The 25752-nt window shown below is 68.9% G+C and carries 14 protein-coding genes; 5 read left to right on the top strand and 9 right to left on the bottom strand.

Translation table 11 applies throughout. From position 1 onward, the window contains the following. Nucleotides 1–19 precede the first annotated feature (19 nt). A complete protein-coding gene (locus F5X71_RS14905; RefSeq protein ID WP_428981472.1) occupies nucleotides 20–3490 on the top strand; it encodes a DNA-directed RNA polymerase subunit beta in 3471 nt (1156 codons plus the stop codon). A 53-nt stretch (nucleotides 3491–3543) separates the two neighbouring features. Here F5X71_RS14905 and F5X71_RS14900 read toward each other — a convergent pair whose 3' ends face one another. Together F5X71_RS14900 and dapA are read right to left on the bottom strand one after the other, a co-directional pair. After that, the gene (locus F5X71_RS14900; protein ID WP_428981471.1) at nucleotides 3544–5118 is read right to left on the bottom strand and encodes a DHA2 family efflux MFS transporter permease subunit; all 1575 of its coding nucleotides are present in this window, start codon (nucleotides 5116–5118) and stop codon (nucleotides 3544–3546) included. Further along, the gene (dapA, locus tag F5X71_RS14895; protein ID WP_167462496.1) at nucleotides 5084–6010 is read right to left on the bottom strand and encodes a 4-hydroxy-tetrahydrodipicolinate synthase; all 927 of its coding nucleotides are present in this window, start codon (nucleotides 6008–6010) and stop codon (nucleotides 5084–5086) included. Before dapA ends, F5X71_RS14900 begins: the two co-directional genes overlap by 35 nt. Before the next feature lie 71 nt (nucleotides 6011–6081). Here dapA and F5X71_RS14890 point away from each other — a divergent pair, with 71 nt between their 5' ends. The 4 genes from F5X71_RS14890 (at nucleotide 6082) to F5X71_RS14875 (ending at nucleotide 10050) form a co-directional block, all read left to right on the top strand. Further along, a complete protein-coding gene (locus F5X71_RS14890; protein ID WP_167462495.1) occupies nucleotides 6082–6951 on the top strand; it encodes a LysR family transcriptional regulator in 870 nt (289 codons plus the stop codon). Between the two features lie 87 nt (nucleotides 6952–7038). Beyond that, a complete protein-coding gene (locus F5X71_RS14885) occupies nucleotides 7039–8487 on the top strand; it encodes an MFS transporter (RefSeq protein WP_167462494.1) in 1449 nt (482 codons plus the stop codon). A gap of 62 nt (nucleotides 8488–8549) precedes the next feature. Then, the gene (locus F5X71_RS14880) at nucleotides 8550–9194 is read left to right on the top strand and encodes a class I SAM-dependent methyltransferase (RefSeq protein ID WP_167462493.1); all 645 of its coding nucleotides are present in this window, start codon (nucleotides 8550–8552) and stop codon (nucleotides 9192–9194) included. Between the two features lie 121 nt (nucleotides 9195–9315). After that, a complete protein-coding gene (locus F5X71_RS14875) occupies nucleotides 9316–10050 on the top strand; it encodes a PAS and ANTAR domain-containing protein (RefSeq protein ID WP_238815901.1) in 735 nt (244 codons plus the stop codon). Here the strand turns inward: F5X71_RS14875 and F5X71_RS14870 are convergent. The 7 genes from F5X71_RS14870 to F5X71_RS14840 form a co-directional block, all read right to left on the bottom strand. Further along, complete coding sequence (locus F5X71_RS14870; protein ID WP_167462492.1) at nucleotides 10028–11344, bottom strand: APC family permease; 1317 nt, start codon at nucleotides 11342–11344, stop codon at nucleotides 10028–10030. The two genes, F5X71_RS14875 and F5X71_RS14870, sit on opposite strands and share 23 nt — an antisense overlap. Before the next feature lie 44 nt (nucleotides 11345–11388). Then, complete coding sequence (locus tag F5X71_RS14865; RefSeq protein WP_167462491.1) at nucleotides 11389–14295, bottom strand: AfsR/SARP family transcriptional regulator; 2907 nt, start codon at nucleotides 14293–14295, stop codon at nucleotides 11389–11391. A 165-nt stretch (nucleotides 14296–14460) separates the two neighbouring features. Then, the gene (locus tag F5X71_RS14860) at nucleotides 14461–16047 is read right to left on the bottom strand and encodes a hypothetical protein (RefSeq protein WP_167462490.1); all 1587 of its coding nucleotides are present in this window, start codon (nucleotides 16045–16047) and stop codon (nucleotides 14461–14463) included. 12 nt (nucleotides 16048–16059) lie between these two features. Next, complete coding sequence (locus F5X71_RS14855) at nucleotides 16060–16362, bottom strand: hypothetical protein (RefSeq protein WP_167462489.1); 303 nt, start codon at nucleotides 16360–16362, stop codon at nucleotides 16060–16062. 29 nt (nucleotides 16363–16391) lie between these two features. Beyond that, on the bottom strand, nucleotides 16392–17201 hold the full coding sequence (locus tag F5X71_RS14850; protein WP_167462488.1) for an ESX secretion-associated protein EspG: 810 nt from the start codon (nucleotides 17199–17201) through the stop codon (nucleotides 16392–16394). Further along, nucleotides 17198–19789 carry a WXG100 family type VII secretion target gene (locus tag F5X71_RS14845; protein ID WP_167462487.1) on the bottom strand — a complete coding sequence of 864 codons (2592 nt, stop codon included), beginning with the start codon at nucleotides 19787–19789 and terminating at the stop codon, nucleotides 17198–17200. The genes F5X71_RS14850 and F5X71_RS14845 overlap by 4 nt, the downstream gene beginning before the upstream one ends. Further along, nucleotides 19782–25745 (bottom strand): hypothetical protein, encoded by a 5964-nt coding sequence (locus F5X71_RS14840; protein ID WP_167462486.1) that lies wholly within the window; start codon nucleotides 25743–25745, stop codon nucleotides 19782–19784. Before F5X71_RS14840 ends, F5X71_RS14845 begins: the two co-directional genes overlap by 8 nt. Nucleotides 25746–25752 lie beyond the last annotated feature (7 nt).

Here is a 25752-nt window from a genome sequence, read left to right as displayed (position 1 = left end):
AGTCCCGAAAGGACGCACTGTGCCCGTATCGCCCCAGTCCGACGCCGATCACGCCGTGGCCGTTGCCGCTGTCCCCGCAGCTCCGCACCGGATCTCGTTCGCCAGAGTGCGCGAACCCATCGATGTGCCGAATCTGCTCGACCTGCAAACCGACTCGTTCGCCCGGCTGATCGGCGCACCGCAACGGCAGGACGTCGCCCGCGGCGAGACCGAGCAGGTCGGCGGACTCGCGGAAACGCTCGCGGAGCTCTCGCCGATCGAGGATTTCGCGGGCTCGATGTCGCTGACTTTGTCCGATCCTCGGTTCGAAGAGGTCAAGGCCTCGATCGACGAGTGCAAAGACAAGGACATGACCTACGCGGCGCCGCTGTTCGTCACCGCGGAGTTCATCAACAACAACACCGGTGAGATCAAGAGCCAGACGGTCTTCATGGGTGACTTCCCGATGATGACCGACAAGGGCACGTTCATCATCAACGGCACCGAGCGCGTCGTCGTCTCGCAACTCACCCGATCGCCCGGAGTGTATTTCGATCACACGGTCGACAAGACGACCGACAAGAATCTGTACAGCGCACGCGTCGTTCCGTCGCGTGGCGCGTGGCTGGAGTTCGACGTCGACAAGCGCGACACCGTCGGTGTGCGTATCGACCGCAAGCGTCGTCAGCCCGTCACCGTGCTGCTCAAGGCACTCGGGTGGAGTCCGGAACAGATCGCCGAACGCTTCGGCTTCTCCGAGGTCATGCTGTCGACCCTGGCCAAAGACCATACGAGCGGCACCGACGAGGCGCTGCTCGACATCTACCGCAAGCTGCGTCCGGGCGAGCCGCCGACCAAGGAGTCCGCGCAGACCCTGCTGGAGAACCTGTTCTTCAAGGAGAAGCGCTACGACCTCGCCCGCGTGGGTCGCTACAAGATCAACAAGAAGCTCGGCATCGCCGACAGCGCGACGACCACGCTCACCGAAACGGACCTGATCGCCACCATCGAGTACCTCGCCCACCTGCACGCCGGCGACAAGACGATGACGGGGCCCGCGGGCACCGACGTCGCGGTGCAGGTCGACGACATCGACCACTTCGGCAACCGGCGCGTCCGTACCGTCGGCGAGCTGATCCAGAACCAGATCCGGGTCGGCCTGTCCCGGATGGAGCGCGTGGTCCGCGAGCGGATGACCACCCAGGACGTCGAGGCGATCACGCCGCAGACCCTGATCAACATCCGCCCGGTCGTCGCCGCGATCAAGGAGTTCTTCGGAACCTCCCAGCTCTCGCAGTTCATGATGCAGGACAACCCGCTCGCCGGGCTCACCCACAAGCGCCGCCTGTCCGCGCTCGGCCCGGGCGGCCTGACCAGGGAACGCGCCAGCCTCGAGGTGCGCGACATCCACTTCAGCCACTATGGCCGGATGTGCCCGATCGAAACGCCGGAAGGCCCGAGTATCGGTCTCATCGGCTATCTTTCGGTCTACGCGCGGGTCAACCCGTTCGGCTTCATCGAGACGCCCTACCGCAAGGTGATCGGCGGTCAGGTGAGCGACGAGATCGTCTACCTGACCGCCGACGAAGAAGAGCGCTACGTGCGCGCGCAGGCCAACTCGCCGGTCGACGCCGACGGACGACTCACCGAAACCAAGGTGCTGGCACGACGTTTCGGCGAGGAGGTCGAATACGTCGCCCCCACCGAGGTCGACTACATGGATGTCTCACCGCGCCAGATGGTTTCGGTGGCCTCGGCGATGATCCCGTTCCTGGAGCACGACGACGCCAACCGTGCCCTCATGGGTGCGAACATGCAGCGTCAGGCCGTGCCGCTGATCCGTTCCGAGGCCCCCGTGGTGGGCACCGGCATGGAACTGCGCGCCGCCGTCGACGCCGGTGATGTCGTGGTGAACGAGAAGAGCGGTGTGGTCGAGGAGGTTTCGGCCGACTATGTCACCGTGATGGCCGACGACGGCACCCGCAAGAGCTACCGGATGCGCAAGTTCGCCCGCTCCAACCAGGGCACCTGCGCGAACCAGCGGCCGATCGTGGACGAGGGTCAGCGGGTCGAGACCGGTCAGGTGCTCGCCGATGGTCCGTGCACCGAGAACGGTGAGATGGCGTTGGGCAAGAACTTGCTCGTCGCGATCATGCCGTGGGAGGGCCACAACTACGAGGACGCGATCATCCTGTCGCAGCGCCTGGTGGAAGAGGACGTGCTGACCTCGATCCATATCGAGGAGCACGAGATCGATGCCCGCGACACCAAGCTCGGCGCCGAGGAGATCACCCGCGATATCCCCAACGTCTCCGACGAGGTCCTGGCCGACCTCGACGAGCGTGGCATCGTGCGGATCGGTGCCGAGGTCCGTGACGGTGACATCCTGGTCGGCAAGGTCACCCCGAAGGGTGAGACCGAGCTGACCCCGGAAGAGCGGTTGCTGCGCGCGATCTTCGGTGAGAAGGCCCGCGAGGTGCGTGACACCTCGCTCAAGGTGCCCCACGGTGAGTCGGGCAAGGTCATCGGTATCCGGGTGTTCTCCCGCGAGGACGACGACGATCTGCCCCCCGGTGTCAACGAGCTGGTGCGGGTCTACGTCGCGCAGAAGCGCAAGATCCAAGACGGTGACAAGCTCGCGGGCCGCCACGGCAACAAGGGTGTCATCGGCAAGATCCTGCCCACCGAGGACATGCCGTTCCTGCCCGATGGCACCCCGGTCGACATCATCCTCAACACCCACGGTGTGCCGCGTCGTATGAACATCGGCCAGATCCTCGAAACCCACCTCGGGTGGATCGGCAAGGCCGGCTGGGAGATCCAGGGTGCGCCGGAGTGGGCGGCGGCGCTGCCCGACGAACTGCGTGCCGCGCCACCGGACAGCAAGATCGCGACGCCGGTCTTCGACGGCGCGCGCGACGCGGAACTGGCCGGGTTGCTCGGGTCGACGCTGCCCAATCGCGACGGCGATGTGCTGGTGGGCGCGGATGGGAAAGCGACGCTGCTCGACGGGCGTTCGGGTGAACCGTTCCCGTACCCGGTGGCGGTCGGCTACATGTACATCCTCAAGCTGCACCACCTGGTCGACGACAAGATCCACGCCCGCTCGACCGGCCCGTACTCGATGATCACCCAGCAGCCGCTCGGCGGTAAGGCCCAGTTCGGTGGCCAGCGCTTCGGTGAAATGGAGTGCTGGGCGATGCAGGCCTACGGCGCCGCCTACACGCTGCAGGAACTGCTCACCATCAAATCCGACGACGTGGTCGGCCGCGTGAAGGTCTACGAGGCGATCGTCAAGGGCGAGAACATTCCGGAACCAGGCATCCCGGAATCGTTCAAGGTGCTCCTCAAAGAACTCCAGTCCCTGTGCCTCAACGTCGAGGTGCTGTCATCCGACGGCGCCGCGATCGAGATGCGCGACGGCGACGACGAGGATCTCGAGCGCGCGGCCGCGAACCTGGGCATCAACCTGTCCAGGAACGAAGCCACCGTGGACGACCTGCCCGGCTGAGTGCCGTCCGCAGCCGAGATCGCCACCGCCGGTGGCGATCTCGGCGCACGCCGTCAGACGTGGACGACGGCCGTCGCGTCGACCGCGTCCGGATTCTTCGGCTTGGTCCGGGGCAGGAAGTACGCGGGCACCAGGGTGAGCACGATCAGCACCAGCGCCACGATGTAGGTGTGGCTGAATGCCGTTGCGGCCTGGTCCAATCCGGCCTCCAGCACACCCGGCGGGAGCTGACTCGCCAGTTCGGGCTTGGTGGTCGCGGCGATCGCGGGCAGCGCGAACTGCCGGTCGTTGAGCAGCGCGGTGAGCACCACCGAGATGGTCGCGGTGCCGATCGAGCCACCGGTCTGGTTGATGATGTTCATCAAGGTCGAGCCGCGCGCGACCTGCTGGTGGGTCAGCGTCTGGATGGCCGCGGTCATGATCGGCATCATGGTGCAGCCCATGCCGAGACCCATCACGAACAGCGCGGCCAGCAGCATCGGATACGACGTGTCCACCTTCAACTGCACGAAGAACGCGGTGCTGACCGCGATCAGCGCGATGCCGACCAGCACGATCTTGCCGGGGCCGATCTTGTCCACCAGCCTGCCCGCCACCGGCATCGTCAGCATCGCGCCCAAACCCTGTGGTACCAGCAACAATCCGGTGTGCAACGCCGATTCGCCGCGCACCTGCTGCAGGTAGGCCGACAGCAGCAGACTGCCGCCGAAGAACGCGATCGCGAACAGCACCATGGTGAGCACCGAGAAGGTCAGCGCCCGGTTACGGAACAGGTGCAGATCGATCAGCGGGTGCTCGGTACGCAGCGCGTGGAAGACGAACGCCACCAACAGGATCAAGCCGATGATCGCGGGCAGCAGCACCTTCGTCGCGAGCACTGTGCCCTCGCCGGGGATCGACGAGACGCCGAACAGGAACAGCGCCAGACCAGGTGAGGCGAGCAGCATGCCGACGAAATCGAACGACTCCGCCGGTTCCGGCTTGTCCGCGGGGAATACCACCTGCGCCAGGATGAGCGCGATGATGCCGATCGGCAGGTTGATCAGGAAGATCCACTGCCAATGGAACTCGATCAGCCAGCCACCGAGGATGGGGCCGCCGATCGGGCCGAGCAGCATCGGCACACCGAGCACCGCCATCACGCGGCCGACCCGCTGCGGGCCCGCCGCGTGCGTCATGATCGTCATGCCGAGCGGCATCAGCATGCCGCCACCGATGCCCTGGACCACACGGAACGCGATGAGCGACTGAATGTTCCAGGCCAGCGCGCACAGCACCGAGCCGAGCACGAAGAAGGCGAGCGCCGCCATGTACAGCCGCTTGGTGCCGAAGCGGTCGGCGGCCCATCCGGTCAGCGGAATGACCGTGGCCAGGGCGAGGGTGTAGCCCGTCACGGTCCACGCCGCGATGGCGTAGCTCGTGTCGAATGTGTCTTGGAAGGTGGGTAGCGCGATGTTGACGACGGTGATGTCGAGAATCGACATGATCGCGCCGAGTACCACGACGCCCGCCACCTTGAAGACCGCCGCGTCGAGTTTGTCGGCGGTCGGATCAGGCTTCGTCGCCTGCGTATCCGGAGGTTGTGTCACCGCTTCAGCGTTGCACTTCTTCGGTCGCGACACCAGCATATTGTCCGGTTGTCCGCGAGAAGAGGTCGATCTCGGCCAGCGCCGCCGCGGTGGCGACCTCGCCGGCAGGCAGCAGGGGCAGCCGAACGGCCGCGCTCGGAATACGGCCCTGAGCAGCCAGGACTGCCTTGATCACGGTCGGGTTCGGCTCGGCGAACAGGGTCGCCGACAGCGCGGCCAGCCGGTGCCCGAGCGCGCGAGCCTCCTCGATTCGCCCCTCCCGCCAGGCCGCGATGAGCGCGGTGAACGGCGCGGTGACCACGATGCCCGAGGCCAGAATGCCGCCCTCGGCGCCGAGCGCCAGCAGCGGCGAGACGAACAGGTCGTCGCCGGCCAGCACGGCGAAATCCGCGGGACGTGCGCCCATGAGCGCGATCGTGGCGTCGTCGATGCTGCCGACGGCGTGTTTGACGCCGATGATGTTCGGGTGCGCGGCGATATCGAGCAGCGTCTCCGCGCAGAGCGTGCGGCCGGTGCGGTACGGAATGTTGTAGACCACCAGCGGCACCGGGCTGCCGCCTGCCAGCGCCCGGAAGTGCGCGAGCACGCCGGCCTCGGTGGGCCGGGTGTAGTACGGGACGACCGTGAGCGCGGCCGCGATCTGCCCGGACAGTCGGCCGAGCGCGACGGCGGAGTCGGCGGTCGAGTTGGAGCCCGCGCCGACGATCAAGGGCGCGTTGTGTTCCCGGCACACCGCGGCACAGATGTCGATGACCCTGAGGCGCTCCTCGGGGGTCAATGTCGCGGCCTCGGCGGTGGTGCCGAGTGCGACCAGACCGGTCGCGCCCTCGGCGAGCGCCGCGTGCGCCAGTCCCGCCAGCGCGTCGGCGGCCAGGGCGTTCTCGGCCGTGAACGGCGTGACAAGGGGGACGAAAAGGCCTGCGAGCGTCATGGTTATGAGGGTGACGGCCGTCAAGCGTCAGGTCCAGTTCACGTTTCTACATTCGAGCATAAGCTGACCTTATGCTCGATATTCGTAAACTGCGCCTGCTGCGCGAGCTCTCGCACCGGGAGACCATCGCCGCGGTGGCCGAGGCGCTGGCCTACACCCCCTCCGCCGTCTCGCAGCAACTCAGCGCGCTGGAACGCGAAGCGGGCGTGCCGCTGCTGGAGCGGACCGGGCGCCGCGTCACGCTGACGCCGGCCGCGCGCAGACTCGTCGAACACGCCGAGACCATCCTCGCCGTGCTCGAGCAGGCCGCCGCCGACATGGCCACCGCGCGTACCGAACTCATCGGCACCCTGCGAATCGGCGCCTTCCCCACCGCGATTCGCACCATCCTGTCCCCGGCACTGGTCGCGCTGAGCCGGGATCATCCCGGCCTGGAGTTGATGGTGACCGAGATCGATCCGGCGACCGCGCCCGCCGCGTTGCGCGCGGAGGCCCTGGATGTCGCGCTGGTACAGGAATACGACTATGTGCCGGTGGAACCCGACCCCGCGCTGGACACCGAGCCACTGCTGGAGGAGACGGTCTACCTGGCCGCGCCCACCGCGGAACCGCTGGTCGCCTATCGCGAAACCGCCTGGATCGCAGGGATTCCCGACACGCTGTGCCACACGATGACCGTGCGCGCCTGTCAGGCAGCGGGATTCACGCCGCGGATCCGCCACCACGCCGACGACTTCGGCACCGTGCTCGCGCTCGTCGCCGCCGGACAGGGCGTCGCGCTAGTGCCCGAGCTCGGCGCGCTGGACTGCCCGGCCGAGGTCACGCTGACCGCGTTGCCCACCCGGCGGCGCACCCACCTCGCGTACCGCCGCGGCACCGGCGATCATCCCGCGGTCCGGGCCGCCCGCGCCGCGCTCGTCGCGGCCGCGCGCACCAGCTGAGCCCCGGCCGCACCCGGCACACGGGAGCGCTGATTATCCACCGGGGGCCCGGGTAACCGTCGGTCAGTAACCGGGAGGTGGTGACCTGTGCGGACGATATCGACCGATATCCCGGCGCGCTTGGACCGATTGCCGTGGTCGCGCTGGCACTGGATGGTGGTGATCGGGCTGGGATCGGTGTGGATCCTGGACGGCCTGGAGGTCACCGTCGTCGGCAGCGTGGCGAGCAGGTTGTCCGAGCCGGGCAGCGGCATCGATATCACCGCCGCCCAGGTGTCCGGCGTCGCGGCCGCGATGTACGTCACCGGCGCGTGTACCGGCGCGCTGTTCTTCGGTTGGCTCACCGACAGATTCGGGCGCAAGAAACTGTTCCTGATCACCCTCGCGGTCTACCTGATCGCGACGGCGCTGACCGCCGTCTCATTCTCGATGTGGTGGTTCATTCTCTTCCGGTTCTGCACCGGGTTCGGCATCGGCGGCGAGTACGCGGCGATCAATTCCGCGATCGACGAGCTCATCCCGCGCAAGTACCGCGGCCGCGTCGACATCGTGATCAACGGGACCTACTGGCTCGGCGCGGTGGGCGGCGCGCTGCTGTCCATCGTCGCGTTGAACACCGACTGGTTCGCGCCGAACATCGGCTGGCGCTTGACCTTCGCGCTCGGCGCGGTGTTCGGCTTGATCATTCTCGTGGTGCGCAGGCATGTGCCGGAGAGCCCGCGCTGGATGTTCATCCACGAGCGCGAGCAGGACGCAGAGCGGCTGGTCACCGATGTCGAGAAACAGGTCAGCGCCGACACCGGCGCCGAACTGGCAGAGGTGTCCGATCAACGGATCGAGATCGAGCAACGGCGCAGCATCAGCTTCCGCGAGATCGCCGCGGTGATGGTGCGCCACTATCCGCGCCGCAGCGCGCTCGGGCTGGCCCTGTTCGTCGGGCAGGCGTTCCTGTACAACGCCATCACGTTCAATTACGCGCTCATCCTGGTGAAATCGTTCGACGTGCCCGACGATCGGGTCGGCTACTACTTCGCGGTGATCTGCTTCGGCAACTTTCTCGGACCGCTGCTGCTGGGCCGGTTGTTCGACACCGTCGGCCGCAAGCCGATGATCGCAGGCTGCTATCTGGGATCGGCAGTGCTGTTGTTCGGTACCGCATGGCTTTTCGCGGCGGGCCAGCTCTCCGCGGTGAGCTTGACCGTGTGCTGGACGGTGGTGCTGTTCGTCGCCTCCTGCGGGGCGAGCGCGGCGTATCTGACGGTGAGCGAGATCTTTCCGATGGAGACCCGCGCCATGGCCATCGCGTTCTTCTACGCGATCGGCACCTTCGCGGGCGGGGTCGCCGGACCGCTGGTGTTCTCGAAGCTGTCCGCCGACGGCGACCCCGGCCGCACCGCGCTCGCCTTCGCCATCGGGGCGGCCACGATGTTCGCCGCAGGCCTGGTCGAGCTGGCCTACGGCGTGCGCGCGGAAGGACGGTCCCTGGAAGACATCGCCCGGCCGTTGAGCGCCACCTCGAAAAGTCCGGCACGCTGAGGGTGGGCAACCCGTCTCAGACAATCTAGACTCGGGCACTGCCACGCATCGAAGGGACAAAGATGTCAGCCACCACGCCACCGGCGCGCGCCTACCACCGACTGGTGACCTCCGGTTGGGACCGGCTCGCCGCGATCTACAACAACCCGCTCGCGCAGCGGCTGGCGTATCGGCCGCCGCAGGACGAGATCATCGCCCGGCTGCGCCGCACCGGCGCCCGCCGGATCGCCGATGTCGGTTGCGGCACCGGGATTCTCGCGACGCGCGTCCAGCAGGAGTTGCACCCCGAGGTGGTCTACGGCTGCGACGCCTCCCCCGGCATGCTGCGGCAGGCGAAAGCTCGCTGCGCCCAAGTGAACTGGGTCAACCGGCGGGCCGAAGACCTCGGCCTGCCCGCGGCCTCGGTCGACGCCGTCGTCTCGACGCACGCCTTCCACTTCTTCGATCAGCCCGGCGCACTGGCCGAGTTCCACCGAATCCTCACTCCCGGTGGACTACTCGCGATCGTCGTGATCAATCCGCGCAGCCGGTTCGCACCGCTGCTGCAACCAACGGCGGTCCAGGGCGTCGCCTACTTTCCGCCGCCCGCCGAGATGCGCGCGCTGGTCGAGGCGGCCGGATTCGACGTGGTCGAGCAGCGACCGGTGCGCAGGCCGCTCCCGCCTGCACTGATACCGGACCTGCTGACCGTCGCGCGCAACGGCTGAACCCGGCGTGCCGCGCCGGGCCGCCGGCGGCGCACGGTAATCTTGTCGCTCGGAACGCGCTGCCCCAAACCCCGCCAGCCGACCAGGACACATCGAATCGGTCGAGAGGGAAGGGCAGTTCGTGGATCAACCCGTCGATATGCCGGACATCACGCGGGACGACGGCACCCAGCACCCGCGCACTACACCGCTGTTCATTCTCGGCACGGAGCCGAAACATCCGATCGCGGAAGTACTCGGCGCCGGCGCCTGGCAGAGCGCGGGCACCTTCCGCTTCTGGCCGGCCGATGAGCGCTGGGAGTGGTCAGACGAGGTCGCGCAGATCCACGGCTACGCGCCGGGCACGGTTCAGCCGACCACGGAACTGCTGCTCTCCCACAAACATCCGGAGGACCGGGAGCAGGTCGCGAACACGATCGCCCGTACCGTCGAGACCGGCGAGCCGTTCTGCAGCCGGCATCGGATCATCGACACCAGGGGACGGACGCACCATGTCCTTGTCGTCGGTGACGACATGCGCGACGAGCAGGCGCGGGTGGTCGGCACCTGCGGCTACTACGTCGACCTCACCGATACCCTGGCCGAGGATCGCAGGCGACTCCTCGACGGCGCCCTGCCCGAGCTGTACACCGCCCGCGCCGCCGTCGAGCAGGCCAAGGGCGTGCTGATGCTCGTCTACGGCGTCACCGCCGACCAAGCGTTGCGCGTGCTCGTCTGGCGGGCCCAGGAAACCGGCGTCGAACTCCGCGGCTTCGCCACCCAGCTGCTCACCGAGCTGGCCGCCCTCGACGCATCCCTCGTCGAATTGCGCACCCGCTTCGACCATCTGCTGCTCACGGTGCACGAACGGATGTGAGCTCGGGATGCGCCCGCGCGCGTGCGGCGTTGATCGCGGCGAGCACGAGGCCGAGGGCCACCAGGATCAACCCGCGCAGCCAGACCGCGCCCTCGATCCGGGTGAACAAGAACGCACACGACGCCAGACCCAGCCACGGGATGAGCACCGGCACCCGAAAATGCGCGGGTTCACCACCTCCGGTGCGGCGCAGCACCGGCACCGCGGCATTGACCGCGGCGAACACGACGAGCAGCAACAGCACCAAAGTTGCTGCCAGCGAATCGACTTCGCCGGTATACGCGAGCGCGAGCGACACCGCGGAGGTGGCCAGGATCGCTACCCACGGCGTGCGCCGCCCCGGCAGCACGCGGGCGAAGACCGGCGGCAGGAGTCCGTCGCGGGCCATGCCGTAGGTCAACCGGGACGACATGATGCCGGTGAGCAGCGCGCCGTTGGCCACCGCCACCAGCGCGATCAGGCTGAACACCCACTCCGGCAGCTCCCCGGCGACCCGCACCACCTCGAGCAGCGGACCGCTGGAGCCGCTCAACTGATCGGTGGGCACGCTGGCCGCGGCCACGAAACCGATCAGCACATACACCACTCCGGCGGTGAGCAACGCACCGAACAGCGCCCTCGGGTACGAGCGCCGGGGATCGTCGATCTCCTCGGCCAGATTCACCGACGTCTCGAACCCCACGAACGAGTAGAACGCGAGCACCGTACCCGCGAGCACCGCGCCGAACGGCCCGTGCTCGGTGGTGCCGATCTCGGTGACCCGGTGCAGGTCGGCGTCGCCGCGCGCGATGATCCACCCGCCGAGTCCGATGATCAGCACCAGGCCACCGAGTTCGATCAGGGTCGCCGCCACATTGGCCCGCAGAGACTCCTTGATCCCGCGAATGTTGAGCGCGGCGAGCGCGGCCAGAAAGACCAGCACGACCGCCGCTGCGGGCAGCGTGAGCAGCGCCTGCAGGTAGTCGCCTGCGAATGCCCTGGCCAGCGCGCCCACCGAGACCAGCCCGGCCGCCAGCATGCAGAATCCGACGAACGATCCGGCGGCGGGTCCGAAGGCGGTGGTCACGTAGTGCGCGGAACCGCCCGCCCGCGGATACCTGGTGGCCAGTTCCGCGTACGAGGCGGCGGTGAGCGAGGCGAGCCCGAGCGCGACCAGCAGCGGCAGCCACACCGCGCCGCCGGTCTCCCCCGCCACCGCGCCGACCAGTACGTAGACCCCGGCCCCGAGGGTGTCGCCGAGAATGAAGAAATACAGCAGGGGTGTGCTCACGGTCCGCTTCAGTGCGAGGCTCATGCAGGACCGATACCCGAATGATCTCCGTTGAAGCGCCGCCGACGTCAACCGGCCGTGCGCATGGTCGGCACCGCGATATCGGCCGGACGCCCGGGGACCGAGAGCCCGATGTGGCGCCGGGATTGGGCGAGTTTGCGCAGGATCGGCTCGGCCTCGTCGCCGCGTCCCGCGGCGGTGAGCGCACGGCTGTAGACCCGCAAGGCGCGCAGGCGGCGCACGGTGGCCGACACCTCGGTGAGTGCCTGCACGGCCTCGGCCGCGATCGGCACCGCGGCGGCGGGGTCGCCGCTGCACAGGGTCACCTCGGCGAGCCGGGCCAGCGCCCAGCCCTCCTGATGCCTGCGACCGTCGCGCCGCGCCACCGACAACGCCCGCCTGCACAACTCCAGTCCTTTCTCCGATTCGCCGCACTGCATGGTCGCGAAGCCCAACTCGTGCAACGCCATCGACTCGAGCCGGAGGCTGCCCACCGCGCGCGCGAGGAACAGCGCCTTGCCCGCGGCCTCGGCCGCTTCCGGCCAGCGGCGCGCGTCACAGTAGGCGCGCGACAGCGTCGCCCAGCCCATCCCCTCGCTCCACTGGTTGCCGTCCTGGCGGCCCAATTCGATGGCACGCCGGAAATGCGCCACCGCCATGTCCACCTTCTCCTGATACGCCATGGCCGTGCCGAGCATCTGCTCGGCGAGCATGGCGCCGGGCCGATCCCCCGCCGCCCGCAGCATCGCACCGGCCTCGCGCAGCACGTGCCCCGCACTGAGATCGCCCATGCCGACCAGCCGGGCGACGGCGGCAGCCAGTTGGGCGCGAGCCATGGTCCGGCGATCACCGTCGTGCTCGGCGGCCTGGCTCATCACCTCGAGTGCCTCGGCCACCTGCGGCAGATGTTCGCCCGCGTCGCCGCCCACCGCCAGCGACAGCGCGAGATCCACGGCGAGCGTGCGGGTCCTGGCGTCCGGGAAGGCCGCGGCCTGGCGGTAGAGCGCGACTATCCCGGACCGCTCGGTCATCGCCCATTCGGCGCATTCCCGTTCGTCGCCGAAGCGCTGACCGGCCTGCTCGGTGGCCGCGTAGTATTCCGTGCCGACGCCCGAATCACGCAGTTCCACAATGTTTTTCGCGCTCGCCAGATAGAAGTCGAGCAGCCTGCGCAGCGCGGGCGGCCATTCCCGCTGCCGCGCCTCGTCGGCCGCGCCGCGGGCGAACAACCGCAACAGGTCGTGATAGCGGTAGCGACCCCGCTCCGGCGTCTGCCACATGCCCAGATCGACCAGCGCCTCGCAGAGCCACTCGGTCTCGGCCCGCTCCCGATCGATCAGCGCCGCGATGGCGGCGGTCGAGAGATCGGGCGCGTCGGAGAAGGCAACGAGGACGAAGACCCGTGCCAGCTCCGGCCCGAGTTGCCGGTAGCTGTCCCGGAATACGTGTTCCACGCTGGTGTTGCCGACCGCGAGTTCGGCGAGCCTGCCCCGCTCGTCGGCCAGCCGCTCGGCGACCGCGGCGAGTCGCCAGTTCGGTCTGCTCGCCAGGCGCGCGCCGACGATCCGCAGCGAAACAGGCAGATGCCCGCACGCGCGCAGGATCTCGCGGGCGGCGTCGGGTTCGTCGGACACCCGGCGCGGGGAGGCCATGCGCTCCAGCAACCGCCACGACTCGGCCGGGGTGAGGACATCGAGCGGCACCAGCCGCGCGCCGAACAGTTCGGCCAGGCTCGAACGGCTGGTCACCAATACCGCCGCCCTACCGGGGCCGGGCAGCAACGGCGTGAGGTGCACGACATCGCGCGCGTTGTCCAGCACCAGCAGCACTCGCTTGCCCGCCACCGTGTTCCGCCACAGCGCGGTGCGCTCGGCGAGATCGGCCGGGAGCGCACCGGGCTCGATACCGAACGCGCGCAACGCGATCGCCAGCAACATCTCGCCCGAGCGCGGATGCTCGTCCATGCCGCCGAGGTCGAGATACAGCACGCCGTCCGGAAAGTGGTCGCGCACACAATGGGCGAGATGCACTGCCAGCGTGGTCTTTCCGACGCCACCGAGGCCGGTGATCGCGACCACGGGCCGACTGTCGCAGTCGGCGTCGAGCAGTGCGGCCAGCTCCGCGACCAGCTCCGCACGACCGACGAAGTCGGCGATGTCAGGCGGCAACTGCGCCGGAACCCGCGGCAGATCCAAGTTTTTCGGGATCGCGGGCGGTTCGTAGGCGGGTTCGGCGTCGGTCGACTCCGCCGACAGGATCTGCTGATGCAGGCGAACCAGCTCCGGGCCCGGCTCCAAACCGAGTTCGTCGGCGAGCAACCGGCGCGCGGTCCGATAGACCCGCAGCGCCTCGACCCGCCTGCCGCCGCGGTGCAGCGCGATCATCAGCAGCTCGTACCAGCGCTCGCAATGCGGATCGACCGCGATCAACGCCTCCGATTCCGCGATGGCGGTCGAATACCGGCCGAGGTCGAGTGCCACCGACACCGCGACCTCGGACATGGCCAGGCGCAACCGATCCAGCCGCGCCCGCTCGGCCTCGGCCCACGGTCCGGGCAGACCGATCAGCGGATCCCCGCGCCACAGTTGCCGCGCCGCGGTCAGTTTGACGTCCGCGGCCGCCACCGCGCCCACCCGCCGATCCGCCTCGGCGGCGGCGACCAGATCCTCGACGGCGACCACGTCGAACTCCACCGACAGCCCGAGCCGGTAGCCGCCTCGGGTCGAATCGAGCCAGGCTATCCCGGCGCCGGGGTAGCCGTGCGTGTCGAACTGTCTGCGCAACGCGAGTACGTGGTTGCGCAGCACGCTGCCCGCCGATTTCGGCGGACGCGCCGACCACAGGCGCGCGGCGAGCTGGGTGGTCGAGTGGGTGCGCCCCGGCTCGGCCGCGAGCATGGCCAGCACCGCAAGCAATTGCGGTGCGGCGAGGTCGAGTTGCCGGTTGCCGAGCCAGACCTCGACCGGCCCCAGCATCCGTATCCGAAGTACTGCTGGCCCCGCCCCGTCAAGACCCGAACATTGTTGCGGTGCCATGTAAGGAACCGTAGGAGCGTGTTGCCCGCACAGCAACGCCGGATGACGAGACGCTGATCGAGAAATGACGGCGCGGCGGTGTGGCGCCACACCGCCGTGCCGTCTTCAGACCGAGAACTCCGCCGGTGCGCCCGTACGCCGCTGCCGGAAGCGCTCTTCGAATCCCGTCGCGTAGACCGCGGGCGCGACCGACGACGAGGACTGCTCGATCACGCCGTCGTCGGCGATGTAGAAGACCGCCCGCCCGATCGCGATCTCACCGAGCCTGGTCGGGACGAAGACCATCCAGCCGATGCTGAGCCGTTCGGCGACCAGCTCGTCGAGCGGATAATCGGCGGTGTCGACACCCTGATCGCGGATATGCGAGGCGACCAGTGTGACGGCACGGTCACGAGACAGCGCCTCCGGCACCGTGCTCACCAGCCCGGCGAGCGAAAGCTGGTACAGCGCACCGTCGATATCGTCGTTCGGGTCGGTGAACAGGGCGGCCAGCGTGTCGCGGGTGACCACGCCCGCCTCCGCCGCGGCAACCAGAGTCGCCGCGGCGGAACGTATTTCGTCGCTCGGATCGTCGCTGAGCACACCGCACACCACCTCGGTCACGGTCTGCGCGGTCCAGATGCCCGGCACCGCCGGACTCAACTGCTCGGCGCCCGGCGCCTCGCCGCGATACCAGCTGCCGCCCTCCCACCAATAGCAGAACGACAGCAGCCCCCGCCCGGCCCGCGGGTTCAGCACCTGGTTGGCCACCCAGTCCGGCGCGCCCGCGTACAGCCGCGGCTGCGGGGCCCCGTCGTTGTAGGCGGCGTCGAGTTCCGGCGCGTTCCACACGCCGCCGGACAGCACCGCTCGGTCACCGGGCAGCACGTACAGCGTCGCGCCGCTGCGCGCCGAACCCTCGAAGACGCCGACGGAGGGCAGGATTCGCGGCCCCCAGTCCGAGCCGACCGCGACGAAGGCGGCGGCGATGCTCGCCCAGCGCGCCCACAGCACGGGCAGCACCGGGAAGTCGTCCACCGAGCGCACCGCGCCGACCCCGGCCGTCTGATCGGCCCTGGCTTGCGCCGCGGCCTGCTGGGGCGTGCGCGACTGCCGGTCGTCGTGCCCGAGGTAGGCGGCCAGCCACATCGGCAGGCGCCGTCGCGGGTATCGCTCGAGATCCGCGCGATAGGCGTCGGGCACGAAGAGGTGTTCCTCGGGGAACGGCTCGTCACCGTAGTCGTAGTCGACCGACAATCGCCCGCCGACATCGAACTGGATCGTCATCCGCCACCACGGCCCGTCGCCGAGGCGGGCCGAGATATCGCGTTGCCACCGAACGAGTTCCAGGATCTCCTCGGCGGGCTCCAGCTGTGCCGCGCGATCGGCCTCGTCGTAGTAGACGGCGGTGCGTACCCCGCCCACGGTGGTGAGCGCGAACACGGCGACGTACCGTTGCCAGCCCTCCGGGCCCGCCACGGCGAGCTCGTGCGCGATCCGGCGGGCCAGATCGCCTGCCTGGTCCTCGATGGCGGGCTCGGCCACGACCGGATCCGGTGGCGGTGCGGCCGACTCCTGTTGCGGTGTGCTCGGATCCGACTCCGCCGCGGCGGCGGCCGGTGCCGCACGGGCAGGGTCGTCGGCGCCCAACTTGAACGCCACGTCCGGCGTCATACCGGAGGGCGCCGGGGTGGTCTGTTGTGGATCGGTCATCTGCCCCTCCGGCTACCGGGAATCCATGTCATCGATCTTCGTTGCGGCGCCGTACATTCCCGTGCTGAACTTCTTCGCCGACTTCGCCATGTTGTCGCCGCCGGTCAGCAGGTTCTCTTCGGACTTGGTGTAGCCCTTCTCGCCCTTGGTGAACTTGTCACCGTAGTCGTCATGGCCCCACGGATACCCGTTGGACTGCAACGTGTTTCGCAATGTGGTGATGATCTCGTCGGTCTGGCCACCGATATCGTCCATCTTCGCCGCGGCCTGCCGCAGGCGCGCGGTGTCCACCCGGACCCGGCGTTCTCCGGTCATGTCGCCTCTCCTGTTCTCCGACCCGACGGTCAGTATCGGTCCTCGGGACGCCCAGTCTCCCAGTGCGTTTCGAGGCGTTCCATGAGGTTGTCGATATCCGCCTGAATGCGCTCGGCCAACCCGCGACGACTGATGCCGGTGGCCACCGGCGCACCGTCGAGTGCCATCACGTATCGGCCGTCGTCGGCCACGTCGCGCCACATCAGCTTCGTCTCGTGGATTCCGCGCGGACCGTACTTGGATCGGCCCTGCACCACGATGATCGATCCGGTGCGGTCGGCCCGCTGCTGGAAGAACCGCTGCGTCTGATAGACCGGTGATTCGTCCCGGTTGTCCTTGACGTAACTGCCGCCCCAGCTGGGCGCGGTGTGCTCGGCCGGGTCGATCACCACCGGGATATCGGCCTGCCTGCCCGCCTCGACGGCGGGCAACGAGGCCACCACGGCGGTGGCCAGCCTGCGCGGGTCGCATTCGGTGACGGTGAACGCCGGACTGTCGTAGGTGAGCTGTCCCGGCGACTGTTCGAACAGGAAGCCGAGCGCGCCGGAGCGCGCGGCGTGCAGGTGGTACTGCTTGGCCATGTTCTTCTCGTCCTGCTCGTCCCAACTACGCACGCGCACGAACAGTTCCGGCGCGCGCATCACCTCGACGACGCCGTCGAACGAGCCGCCGAGCCGGTACTTCAGGTCGGCCCACGCATCCCGCTTGCGCCGCTCCAGCTCGTCGGACATGACCACCTCGTCGGTCACGAACAAGAACGGTGTCGGCAGCGAGCCACCTCGATAGTGGTCGCACAGCACCAGGAATTCCAGTGCGGTGAACTTCCATTGCTGTGTCACGGCTCGATCACCGGCCTGGAGCGCTCGACCTCGGTGCCGAAGCCCTCATCGAGATGCGTCACCGAGTCGAGGTACTTGGGCCGCTTGTACTCCCCGCCCGCGCCCTGCGCACCGCCGACCGGACCGGGACCGGGACCCATCGGCATACCGGACTGCGCGCTCGCCGAGTGTGCCGTCGCGCCCAGCACCTGCCCGGTCTCGGCGCCGAACTGAATCGCCGCCCGCGGGAACAACTTCGACGATTCCGACGGCGTGGACAGTGCCGTGAGCTGTGAGTGCGGCGCCCCGCCACCACCACCCGACGGGATGCCCGCACCACCACCGGTGGCGCTCTTCAGCGCCGACGCGAGATCCTGCGGGAGCGCGTTGTCGGTCAGGCCGGCCAGCGCCGTGTGCTGCAGATCGCCCAGACCAGGAATGCCGAGCGTTCCGGTATTCGCCAGTCCGGCAAGCATTTCCGTACCTGTCTTGACGACATCGCCGATGGTCTTGGTGAACCCGTTGATCCCGTCGGTCAACAGCTTGATCAGATCGCCGCCACCCGGCGTCTGCGCCATGCTGCGTCCCAGTTCGCGCACTGTCTCCGGGCTCAGGTTCCGCAGCGTCTCCGGATCGACGTTCTTGAGCACCTCCGGGCTGAGATGCTTGATCCCCTCGGGCCCCAGGCCGCCGACGATGTCGGAGCCCATCTTCTTCAGTTCCTCCGGGCTCAGGCCCTTCAGCAGGTCAGAACCGAGCTTCTGCAAGCCCTCCGGACTCATGTTCTTCAGCAGTTCCGGGCTCAGGCCGCCGAGCAGATCCGAACCGATCTTGCGCAGCGCCTCCGGGCTCAGATCCTTCAGCGGATTCTCCCCGCGCAGCAGCTTGTTGAGCATGTCCTGCGGCGAACCCTGCGGTGGGACGCCCTTGTTGGGCAGCTGTGGCTGCGGAACCTTCGTCTCCGGCAGTGGCACCTGCGGACTCGGCGAGCTCGGGCTGCCGCCGCGGGGCGAACCACCAGACCCGCCACCGGTGTTGGAGCCACCGCCGCCGGTGTTGCCGACCCCGCCGCCCGGCATCGGCGCGCTGCGTTTGCCATCGCCCGCGCCGTAGTTGTAGTCGGGGATCTGCGCTTTCGGGCCACCGCTGCCACCCGATCCCTTGCCGTCCGCACCGCCACCGCTGCCGCTCGAGCCACTACCGCTCGAGCCGCTGCCGTTCGGGCCACCGCTGCCGCCGCCTGCCTTGCTGTCACTGAGGCCCTGCTTGTGGCCGTCTTCGTAGCCGCCCTTGTAGTTCGGGCTGTTCTTGTCTACGCCGCCGTTGCCGCCGCCGCCTTGGTTCTGGCCGCTTCCGTTGCCTGTCTCCTGGCCGTTTCCGCTGCCCGAGCCCTTGCCGTCGCCCTTGCCGTCGCCGGTGTCCTTGCCGCCACCGTCCTCGAGCCCCTGGTTGTAACCGTCCTGGTAACCGGCCTTGTACTCCGGGCTGTCCTTGTCGACGTTGGCGTTCCCATTACCGTTGCCGCCCTTGTTGTCTCCTTTGTTGTCGCCCTTGTTATCTCCCTTGTTGTCACCTTTGTTGTCGCCCTTGTTCTCCGGCGGCGCCTTGGCTTCGGTGCCGACCACCGCGATCAGCGGCATCGCGGCCAGCGCGCCCTGCACGCCGGGTTCGTAGGTGTTCTTGTAGCGGTCGCGATAGTCGCCGAGACGGTCACGCTTCACGCAGTCCGAGGCATACGTGTTGTCCCAGGTCTTTTCGGGCGTCTCCTGGAAGGTGTAGTTCAACCACTGCGAGCAATACAGCAGGTCGTTGCCGAGATTGGTCAGCGCGGTGGCGAAGGTCAGCGACCCCTCGGTGAAGCGCTCGATCGCCTTTTTAGCCTGCTCCGCACCGTCGCCGGTCCAGATCTCGGTCGCCTTGTTCAGCGCACCGTTCAGATCGGTGAGATCCGCGCTCAGCTGCCCGCTCATCCAGTTGTAGCGCGTGCCGGCCTCATAGGAGCGCCAGTCGGCGCCGATCATCGATCGACCGAACGAATGGAAGCGGTCCCAACCCCAACCGCTGCCCGCCTCAGTGCTGATCGGCGTGCCGGGATCCACCCCTGTCGGTGGCTTGGGTTTATCCGGATTGCCACCGGCTTTCGACGGATGCGGCTCCTTCGGCGGTTCACTCTTGGGCGCCATCGGGCCCACTTTCTGCAGATCGCCGACCTTGTCGAGCTCCTCGGTCGACTTCTCGTCCGCCCGCAGATAGTTCCCACCCGCGCTGAGGAAGGTGTCCCCCATGTCCTCCATGATTGTCTTCAGGGTGTCCATGCCCGAAAGCACGTCCCGCCCTTTCTGATTGAACCGGCGGGTCAGCTGGATACCACCGGCCTCGTCGGACCAGTCCTTCAGATCGGCCATATTGTTGTTCCTGATGTAGTCCTGATACCAGGCCAACTTGCCGATCATGTCGTGGCACAGCTGCGCGCACTGCTTGACGATCTGGATATCGAACGTCAGCTTCTTGAACTCCAACTTGTGGCTGTCGGCCTTGGAGCGCAGATCCTTCCAATCATCGAAGGAGGTCTTCGTCTTGTCCTCGATCTTCTTCGGCTCGTCAGCCATCGGTGTCACTCCTCGTGGACTTCGCGGTCGATCGGGTGCTGCCGTCCGGTCCGGCGTCCTTGGCCGAAACGTTCAGCGCGAACGGAACATCGACGGAATCGTCGGAGCCCGCTCGCTCGGGCGCTTCGGACGGCGAGGGCATCAACATGGATTTCGGTGTCTTTCGTGGTTTGTCGTTCTTGGTGCGACTACGCCGCGGCGGCTTCTGTTTGGCGCCTGCGGCGGGTGGTGCGGCGCCGGGCGGGGCGCCGGAGGGCGGCAGCCCACCCGGCGCGGACGACCCCGCCGACTGCTGGCCGTCGGACATGGCGGGACGGCCCGGCACGGACGGGTGCGGCCCACCGGTCCCGGCGGGTTGGGGCGAGTTATTGTGCTGCTCCGGAATTTCCGAATGGGTGGGGTGCGTCGGCTCGCCTGCTTGGTTCTCGTGCCGGTTGCCTGTGCCGGGCTCGCCCGGGCGGTCGTGTGACGCCGTCCCGCCCGTACGATCACCGGCTGCCGCACTGTTCGGTCCGGCCTCCGTGCCGGAGCCGTGTTCGGTCTTTGTCGCCCCCGGGCTGTGGTCGGATGGGGAGCCTTGGTCACCGCCCGCACTGCCCGAACCGTGTTCGGAGTTAGTGGCGTTCGAGTTGTGTTCCGCACCTGCGGGTTCCGAACCGGGTCGGGCTGCCGCGCCGTTCGCGGCTTGCTCAGCACCCGCACCGTCGGCGGAGTGGGCTCCGGTTTCCGTACCGTCGGACTCCCCGCTCGATCCAGTACCTGTCCGGCGCGGGTCCGGACCCTGAGCCGCCGAGCGATGCTCGGCTCCCGGATCGCGGTCGTGCGCACCGTCACTCGCGTCCACCGACCGCCGGTCGGCACCCGCGTGGCGGCTGCGTTCGCCGGAACCCGTTCCACCCGAAGGGTTCTCGGCCGCCGCAGTGCCCAGGTTGGCGGGCGTCGGCGGTTGAACCGGGTGCTCAGTGCCTGGTGCCTGCGGGCGGCTGTGCTGGCCGGATACGCTCGATCCGCCGCGGGTGTCGCGTGCCTCCGGCACCACGCTGTTCGTGCTGCCGGGATGCGCGCCCTGGCCGCCGAGTCCGTGTGCGCCCGACTCGCCCGGCTGACCAAGTACCCCGCGCAACGCGGCGAGGTCCGGCGGCGCGGAGGTGGGGCCGGAAAGGCGCGAGAAGTCCGGCGACGCTTCGGCTTCGGGGAGGTCCGTCGCGCCGCTGGGCGGAGGCGGCGGCATCATCGTCTCGGCGGCGTGGATGCGGCCCAGCATGTTCGCCAGCTCGGCCGGGTCGGGCTGCTCCGGTTGCGGTTGCTCGGGTTGCGGCTCCTCCTGGGCGGTGGGGTGGTTCCCTGCCTCGTCCCCGCCGTCACCACCGGTCCCGCCGTGGCCACCTTCGGTGGCTCCCGCGAAATCGCCCTCGCGGTCGCCCGTCCGGTCGCCCGCCCGATCGTCGTAGCCGGAGTCGTTGCCGCCGCGCTCATCCCGACCGTCGGGACCGTCTGATCGGTCGGCCCCACCACGGCCACCGGCACCGGCGCCGCCACCAGAGCCACTGCCGTCACGCGAATCGCGATAGTAGCCCGGCCTGTTGCCGTTGCCGTCATCGTCAGGGCCGTTGTGACGGTCGTCGCCGTCCGGGCCGCGGTCGTTCCGGTTGTCGATGAACAGATCGGCGCGCGGTGGCTCCCAATGACTTCCCGGGCCGGACCTGCCGTATCCCGGCGGAATCCAGTCGTCGAGCTCCGGTGCCCCCGGCGCGTGGTATTCCTCGGGCATCGGACCGATGTCCGGCACCCGGCGCGGGCGGGTCTTGGTGGTCTCGTCGCTGCCCTCGACCCACGCGTGCTTGGGGCTGGCGGGCGGCGCGGTAGTCCCGTCCGGATCGGAGACGTGCACCTTGCCGTTGCCGTCGACCGTCCACGTGGTGCCGTCCGGCCTACTGCCCCAGGAGGTGCCGTCCGGATCCGTAACGCGCACCGCACCGTCGGGCCGGATCTCGCGCATGGTCCCGTCCGGGTCGGTGACGAACACCCCGTCCGGCCGGGTCGCCCGGGCCACGCCGTCCGCATCGGTGACCGTCGCACCGCGGGAGCCGATCTCGGAGACCGAGCCGTCGGGATGCACCACCCGGAAACCCTCGGGTGTCCGCTCCAGCCGCGCACCGTTGGACAGCTCGATCGGCTCGGTCACCCGCAGGGTTTCGACCCCGCCGTTCGGCGCGGTGACCCGTGCCGACCCGCGCGATCCCGATTCGTAGGTGGTGCCGTCCGGGTCGAAGACCTTGCTGCCCTTGGGCGTCGACTCGAAGCCGGTCCCGTCCGGCCGATCCATCTGGATGACGCCGTGCTTGCGCGGACCGTCCTGGCTGAAGCCGCCGAGCCGATCCCGCAGCCCGAACTCCACCGTGCCCTTCAGATCACTGTGCATGACGGTCCCGTCGGGATGCCGGGTGCGCCCGCCGCCCTGGTAGTCGGAGGAGTCGAACACGGTGTGCGTGCTGCCGTCCGGATTCTCGACGACGACCGCGCCGTTGCGCTCGGCGGTCTGCTTGGTGCCGTCGGGGGCGGTGATGACGATCGGTTTGCCCGGCCCGGACTCCACCACGGTGCCGTTGGACTTCGAGACCGTCTTGTCGCCGGTGGGCGAGACGAATTCCGTTGCGCCATCCGGTCTGACGGTGGTGGTCCAGCCGTCGGGCGACTTGGTCTGGACCGCGCCCTCGGGTTGGACCGTATGCGAAACACGATCGGGGCGATGGAAGGTCGGCGATTTGACCCCCGTATCGCGCCCCGCGCCGTCACCGCGCGGTGCGCCCGCACCGTCGGCCCCGACAAAGACGACCGCGTGATCCGGACCGATCCGCATGACCTGCGGATCGCCCGCGCGGCCGACCACCATGCTTCCGTCGGTGCCGATCACGTGCCTGGTGCCGTCCGGGGAGGTGATGAGGTAGCGGCCCTCGGCATTGCGCTCCCAGCCCGCCCGATCGTTCGGCACCACGTGTGTCGTCCCGTCGGGTGTGGTGACGGTGGTCGGGCCGTCCGGTGGAGTCCGGATCACGGTGCCGCCCGGCTCGTGCTGGGTCCGCTCGCCCGAGGGCGCACGGAATTCCGTTGCCCCGTTGCGCTGGACCGTCGTCGTGGACCCGTCCGGTGATCGGGTCTGCACCGAGCCGTCCGGCAGCACCGTGTGCCGGGTGCCGTCGGAGCGGCCGAAGCCGAACTCGTGCTCACGTCCCGAACCGCTCGGCACGTTCGGGCGCGGACCGGGCTGGGCCGCCGGGTGATCGGCGGAGTTCGGCACGAACTCGACGCCGCCGCCGGGCCGGACCCGGACCGCGGTCGGATCGCCGGGCCGCGCCACGGTGATGTTCCCGTGCTGGTCCACCATGTGCCGGGTGCCGTCGGGCGAGGTGACCAGGACTTCGCCCCGCTCGTTGCGGATCCAGTTCGGGTTGGCCGGGCGCTCGCCCTCGAAAGTCCAACCGCCGCGGCCACTCTGCAACGCACCGTCGGGCCCACGCGAGGTGTTCGCGTCCGCCGGTTGATGATCCTGCGGACCCGTCGTCCGGGTCGGCTGCTGTCCCTCCGGGGGCGGCAACAGTCGCTGCCCGGGACGCGGCCCACCCGCGTCGTGCTCGCCGCTGCCCGCACGGGTATTCGGCGGCGCACCGGTGGTGTTCGTCTCCGACCCACCCGGCCGCAGCGACACCTGCGCACTGCCACCGGCATTCGTCTCCGGACCGCCGAGTCGCTGCTGCGGCGCGGCGCCCTGGTTCGTCTCGGGACCAGACCCGCGCTGCTGCGGAGTGACACCCTGACCCGACTCCGGCGTGCGCTGGGACGGCGGAGTAACGCCCTGGCCCGACTCTGGACCGGACACACGTTGTTGCTGTGGAGCGGCACCCTGACCTGTCTCCGGCGTGCGCTGAGACGGTGCCGGAGCACCGCCGCTCGACGCGGCGATGCGCTGCTGGCCCGTGCCGGGTACGTTCTGCTCCGGGACGGACGAGCGGGGCCCGCGTCCTGCGGCGTTCGAGTTCGACTCGCTCCCCGGCGACCGCTGTGACTGCGACGGAACCTCGCCCTGACCGGTGTTCGGTGCCGACGACCGCGGCCCGCCGGTGTTCGTCTCCGGAACACGCTGCTGCGGTTGGGCTCCGGTGGCGCTCGTCTCCGCGCCGAGGGGACGCTGCGTCGAGCCCGTGCCCGAGTTCACCTCAGCGGCCGGACGCTGCGTCGAACCCACCCCGGTATTCGTCTCCGGACCCACTCGCGGCGACTGCTGCTGTCCCGCTGCGACATTCGATTCCGGGCCGGCCGCGCGGATCGGCGACGACGAGCCGGATGCGGCCGGGTGGGATGCGGGCGAACGTTGGAACTCCGTGGAACCATCGGCGCCCGACACCGGACGCACCGCTCGGTTCGAGTCGCCGGACGCACCGCCCGTACGGTCCGCCGGAGCACCGCTGCCCGACGAATTGTTGGTCCCACCGGTGGAATTCACCGCGGACGAGTTCTGCGATAGCGACCCCTCGGACCTGGCCGACTCCGAGTTCCACGTCCGCTGCCCGTCGCCGCTGTCACCGGACCTGCCATTGGTCACCGAGGCGGTCCGCGGCGGCGGCGCACCGTTCGCGCCCCGCGCTCCCTCGCCCGTTCCAGCGGAATTCACCGGCGGCGACACCTCTCTGCCACCACCGACGGCCGATTCGTTGCGCGGATTGCCGTGGACAGGCGGATCACCCTGAATCCCCAGCCCGTTCGACCGCGTCGGCACGACCGCCGTAGACCTGTCGTGCACGGCGGGTCCGTCGAAGGTGAGGGCCCGGCTGTTGCCGCGCACATCGTTCGATCCGAACCCTTCGGGCCGGACCGTGGCGTGCTCGCCACCGAAACCGGTACGGGGACCGTTGAATCCGTTCGGCCCCGCGTCGAAGCCGAAGCCGCCCCTGCCCGGGTTGTACGCCGAGCCGTCCCTGGGTGCGCCCCATGGCACCTCGAACGCCTTGCCTTTGTTGTAGCCGTAGATGCCGACGAACCCCTTGGCACCGCCCGCTAGCCCGCCGCGCGCCGCCCCGCCGACCCAGCTGACCGGATTGCCGAACGTGCCCGCCCAGTCACCGGTGATCGCGGCGGCGCCCAGACCGCCGAAGATCGCCCCGGCCGGACTGGAGGTGATGCCGACGAACGCGCCGTTCGCGGTGCGCACCCACGGGTTCGCGATCTTCTCCCCCAGGAATCGCCCGGTGAACCTGCCGATCCCGTCGGCCGCGATCCGGCCGAACGGCGAGCCGAGCCCGGAGGCGAAGACCGAGACCCCGAACTGCTTGCCGTCGAAGTGTTTCCGGTGTCCCGCGGCAATCTGGCCGACCTGCACGCTCGCGTCCATCGCACCCGAGATGAGCATCGCCTCGAGGATCTTGAGCACGTAGCTCTTGCTGAGGTTGGCGAATTTCTCACCGAACACCGAGAGTACCTTCGCCAGGACCCGTTCCTGCAGTTGCAGTTCCATCCGGCGCAGGAACGATTGCGTCGCGGTGGTCGCCGCCGCTTCGACCGCGGGCGCGGTCGGTGGAAACATCCACGCCCAGGCGATCTCGATGGCCAGCGCGATCAACGAGACGATCGTCATCAGCTTGGCCGCCTCGATCTGCGTGCCGTAATCGAAAGTGGCGTCGGAGATCTGCTCCATGAACTTGGCCAGCGACTCCATCGACTGGTCACCGGCGATCATCTGATCGAACAGCGCGCCGATCTTCTCCCCACCGAGCCCTTCCGGGTAGGCGGAAACGGCCAGGCGTTTGGTGGCCTCCAACTCCGGGGTCAGCCGGTGCAGCGCGGTCGCGGCCTCCTTGAACGCGTCGGAGACCTGCCAGACCTCGGTCTCGTCGCCATCGGGCCAGGCCCCGCCCGCGATCCACCCCAACCAGCGCAGCTCAGGGGGAAGATACAGTCCCATGCCGGTG

The sequence above is a fragment of the Nocardia brasiliensis genome (genome assembly GCF_011801125.1).
In the GTDB taxonomy this organism is placed as follows: Bacteria; Actinomycetota; Actinomycetes; order Mycobacteriales; family Mycobacteriaceae; genus Nocardia; species Nocardia brasiliensis_C.
Note: the sequence above shows the minus strand (reverse complement) of the source record. Positions and strands in the feature narration are given on the sequence as shown.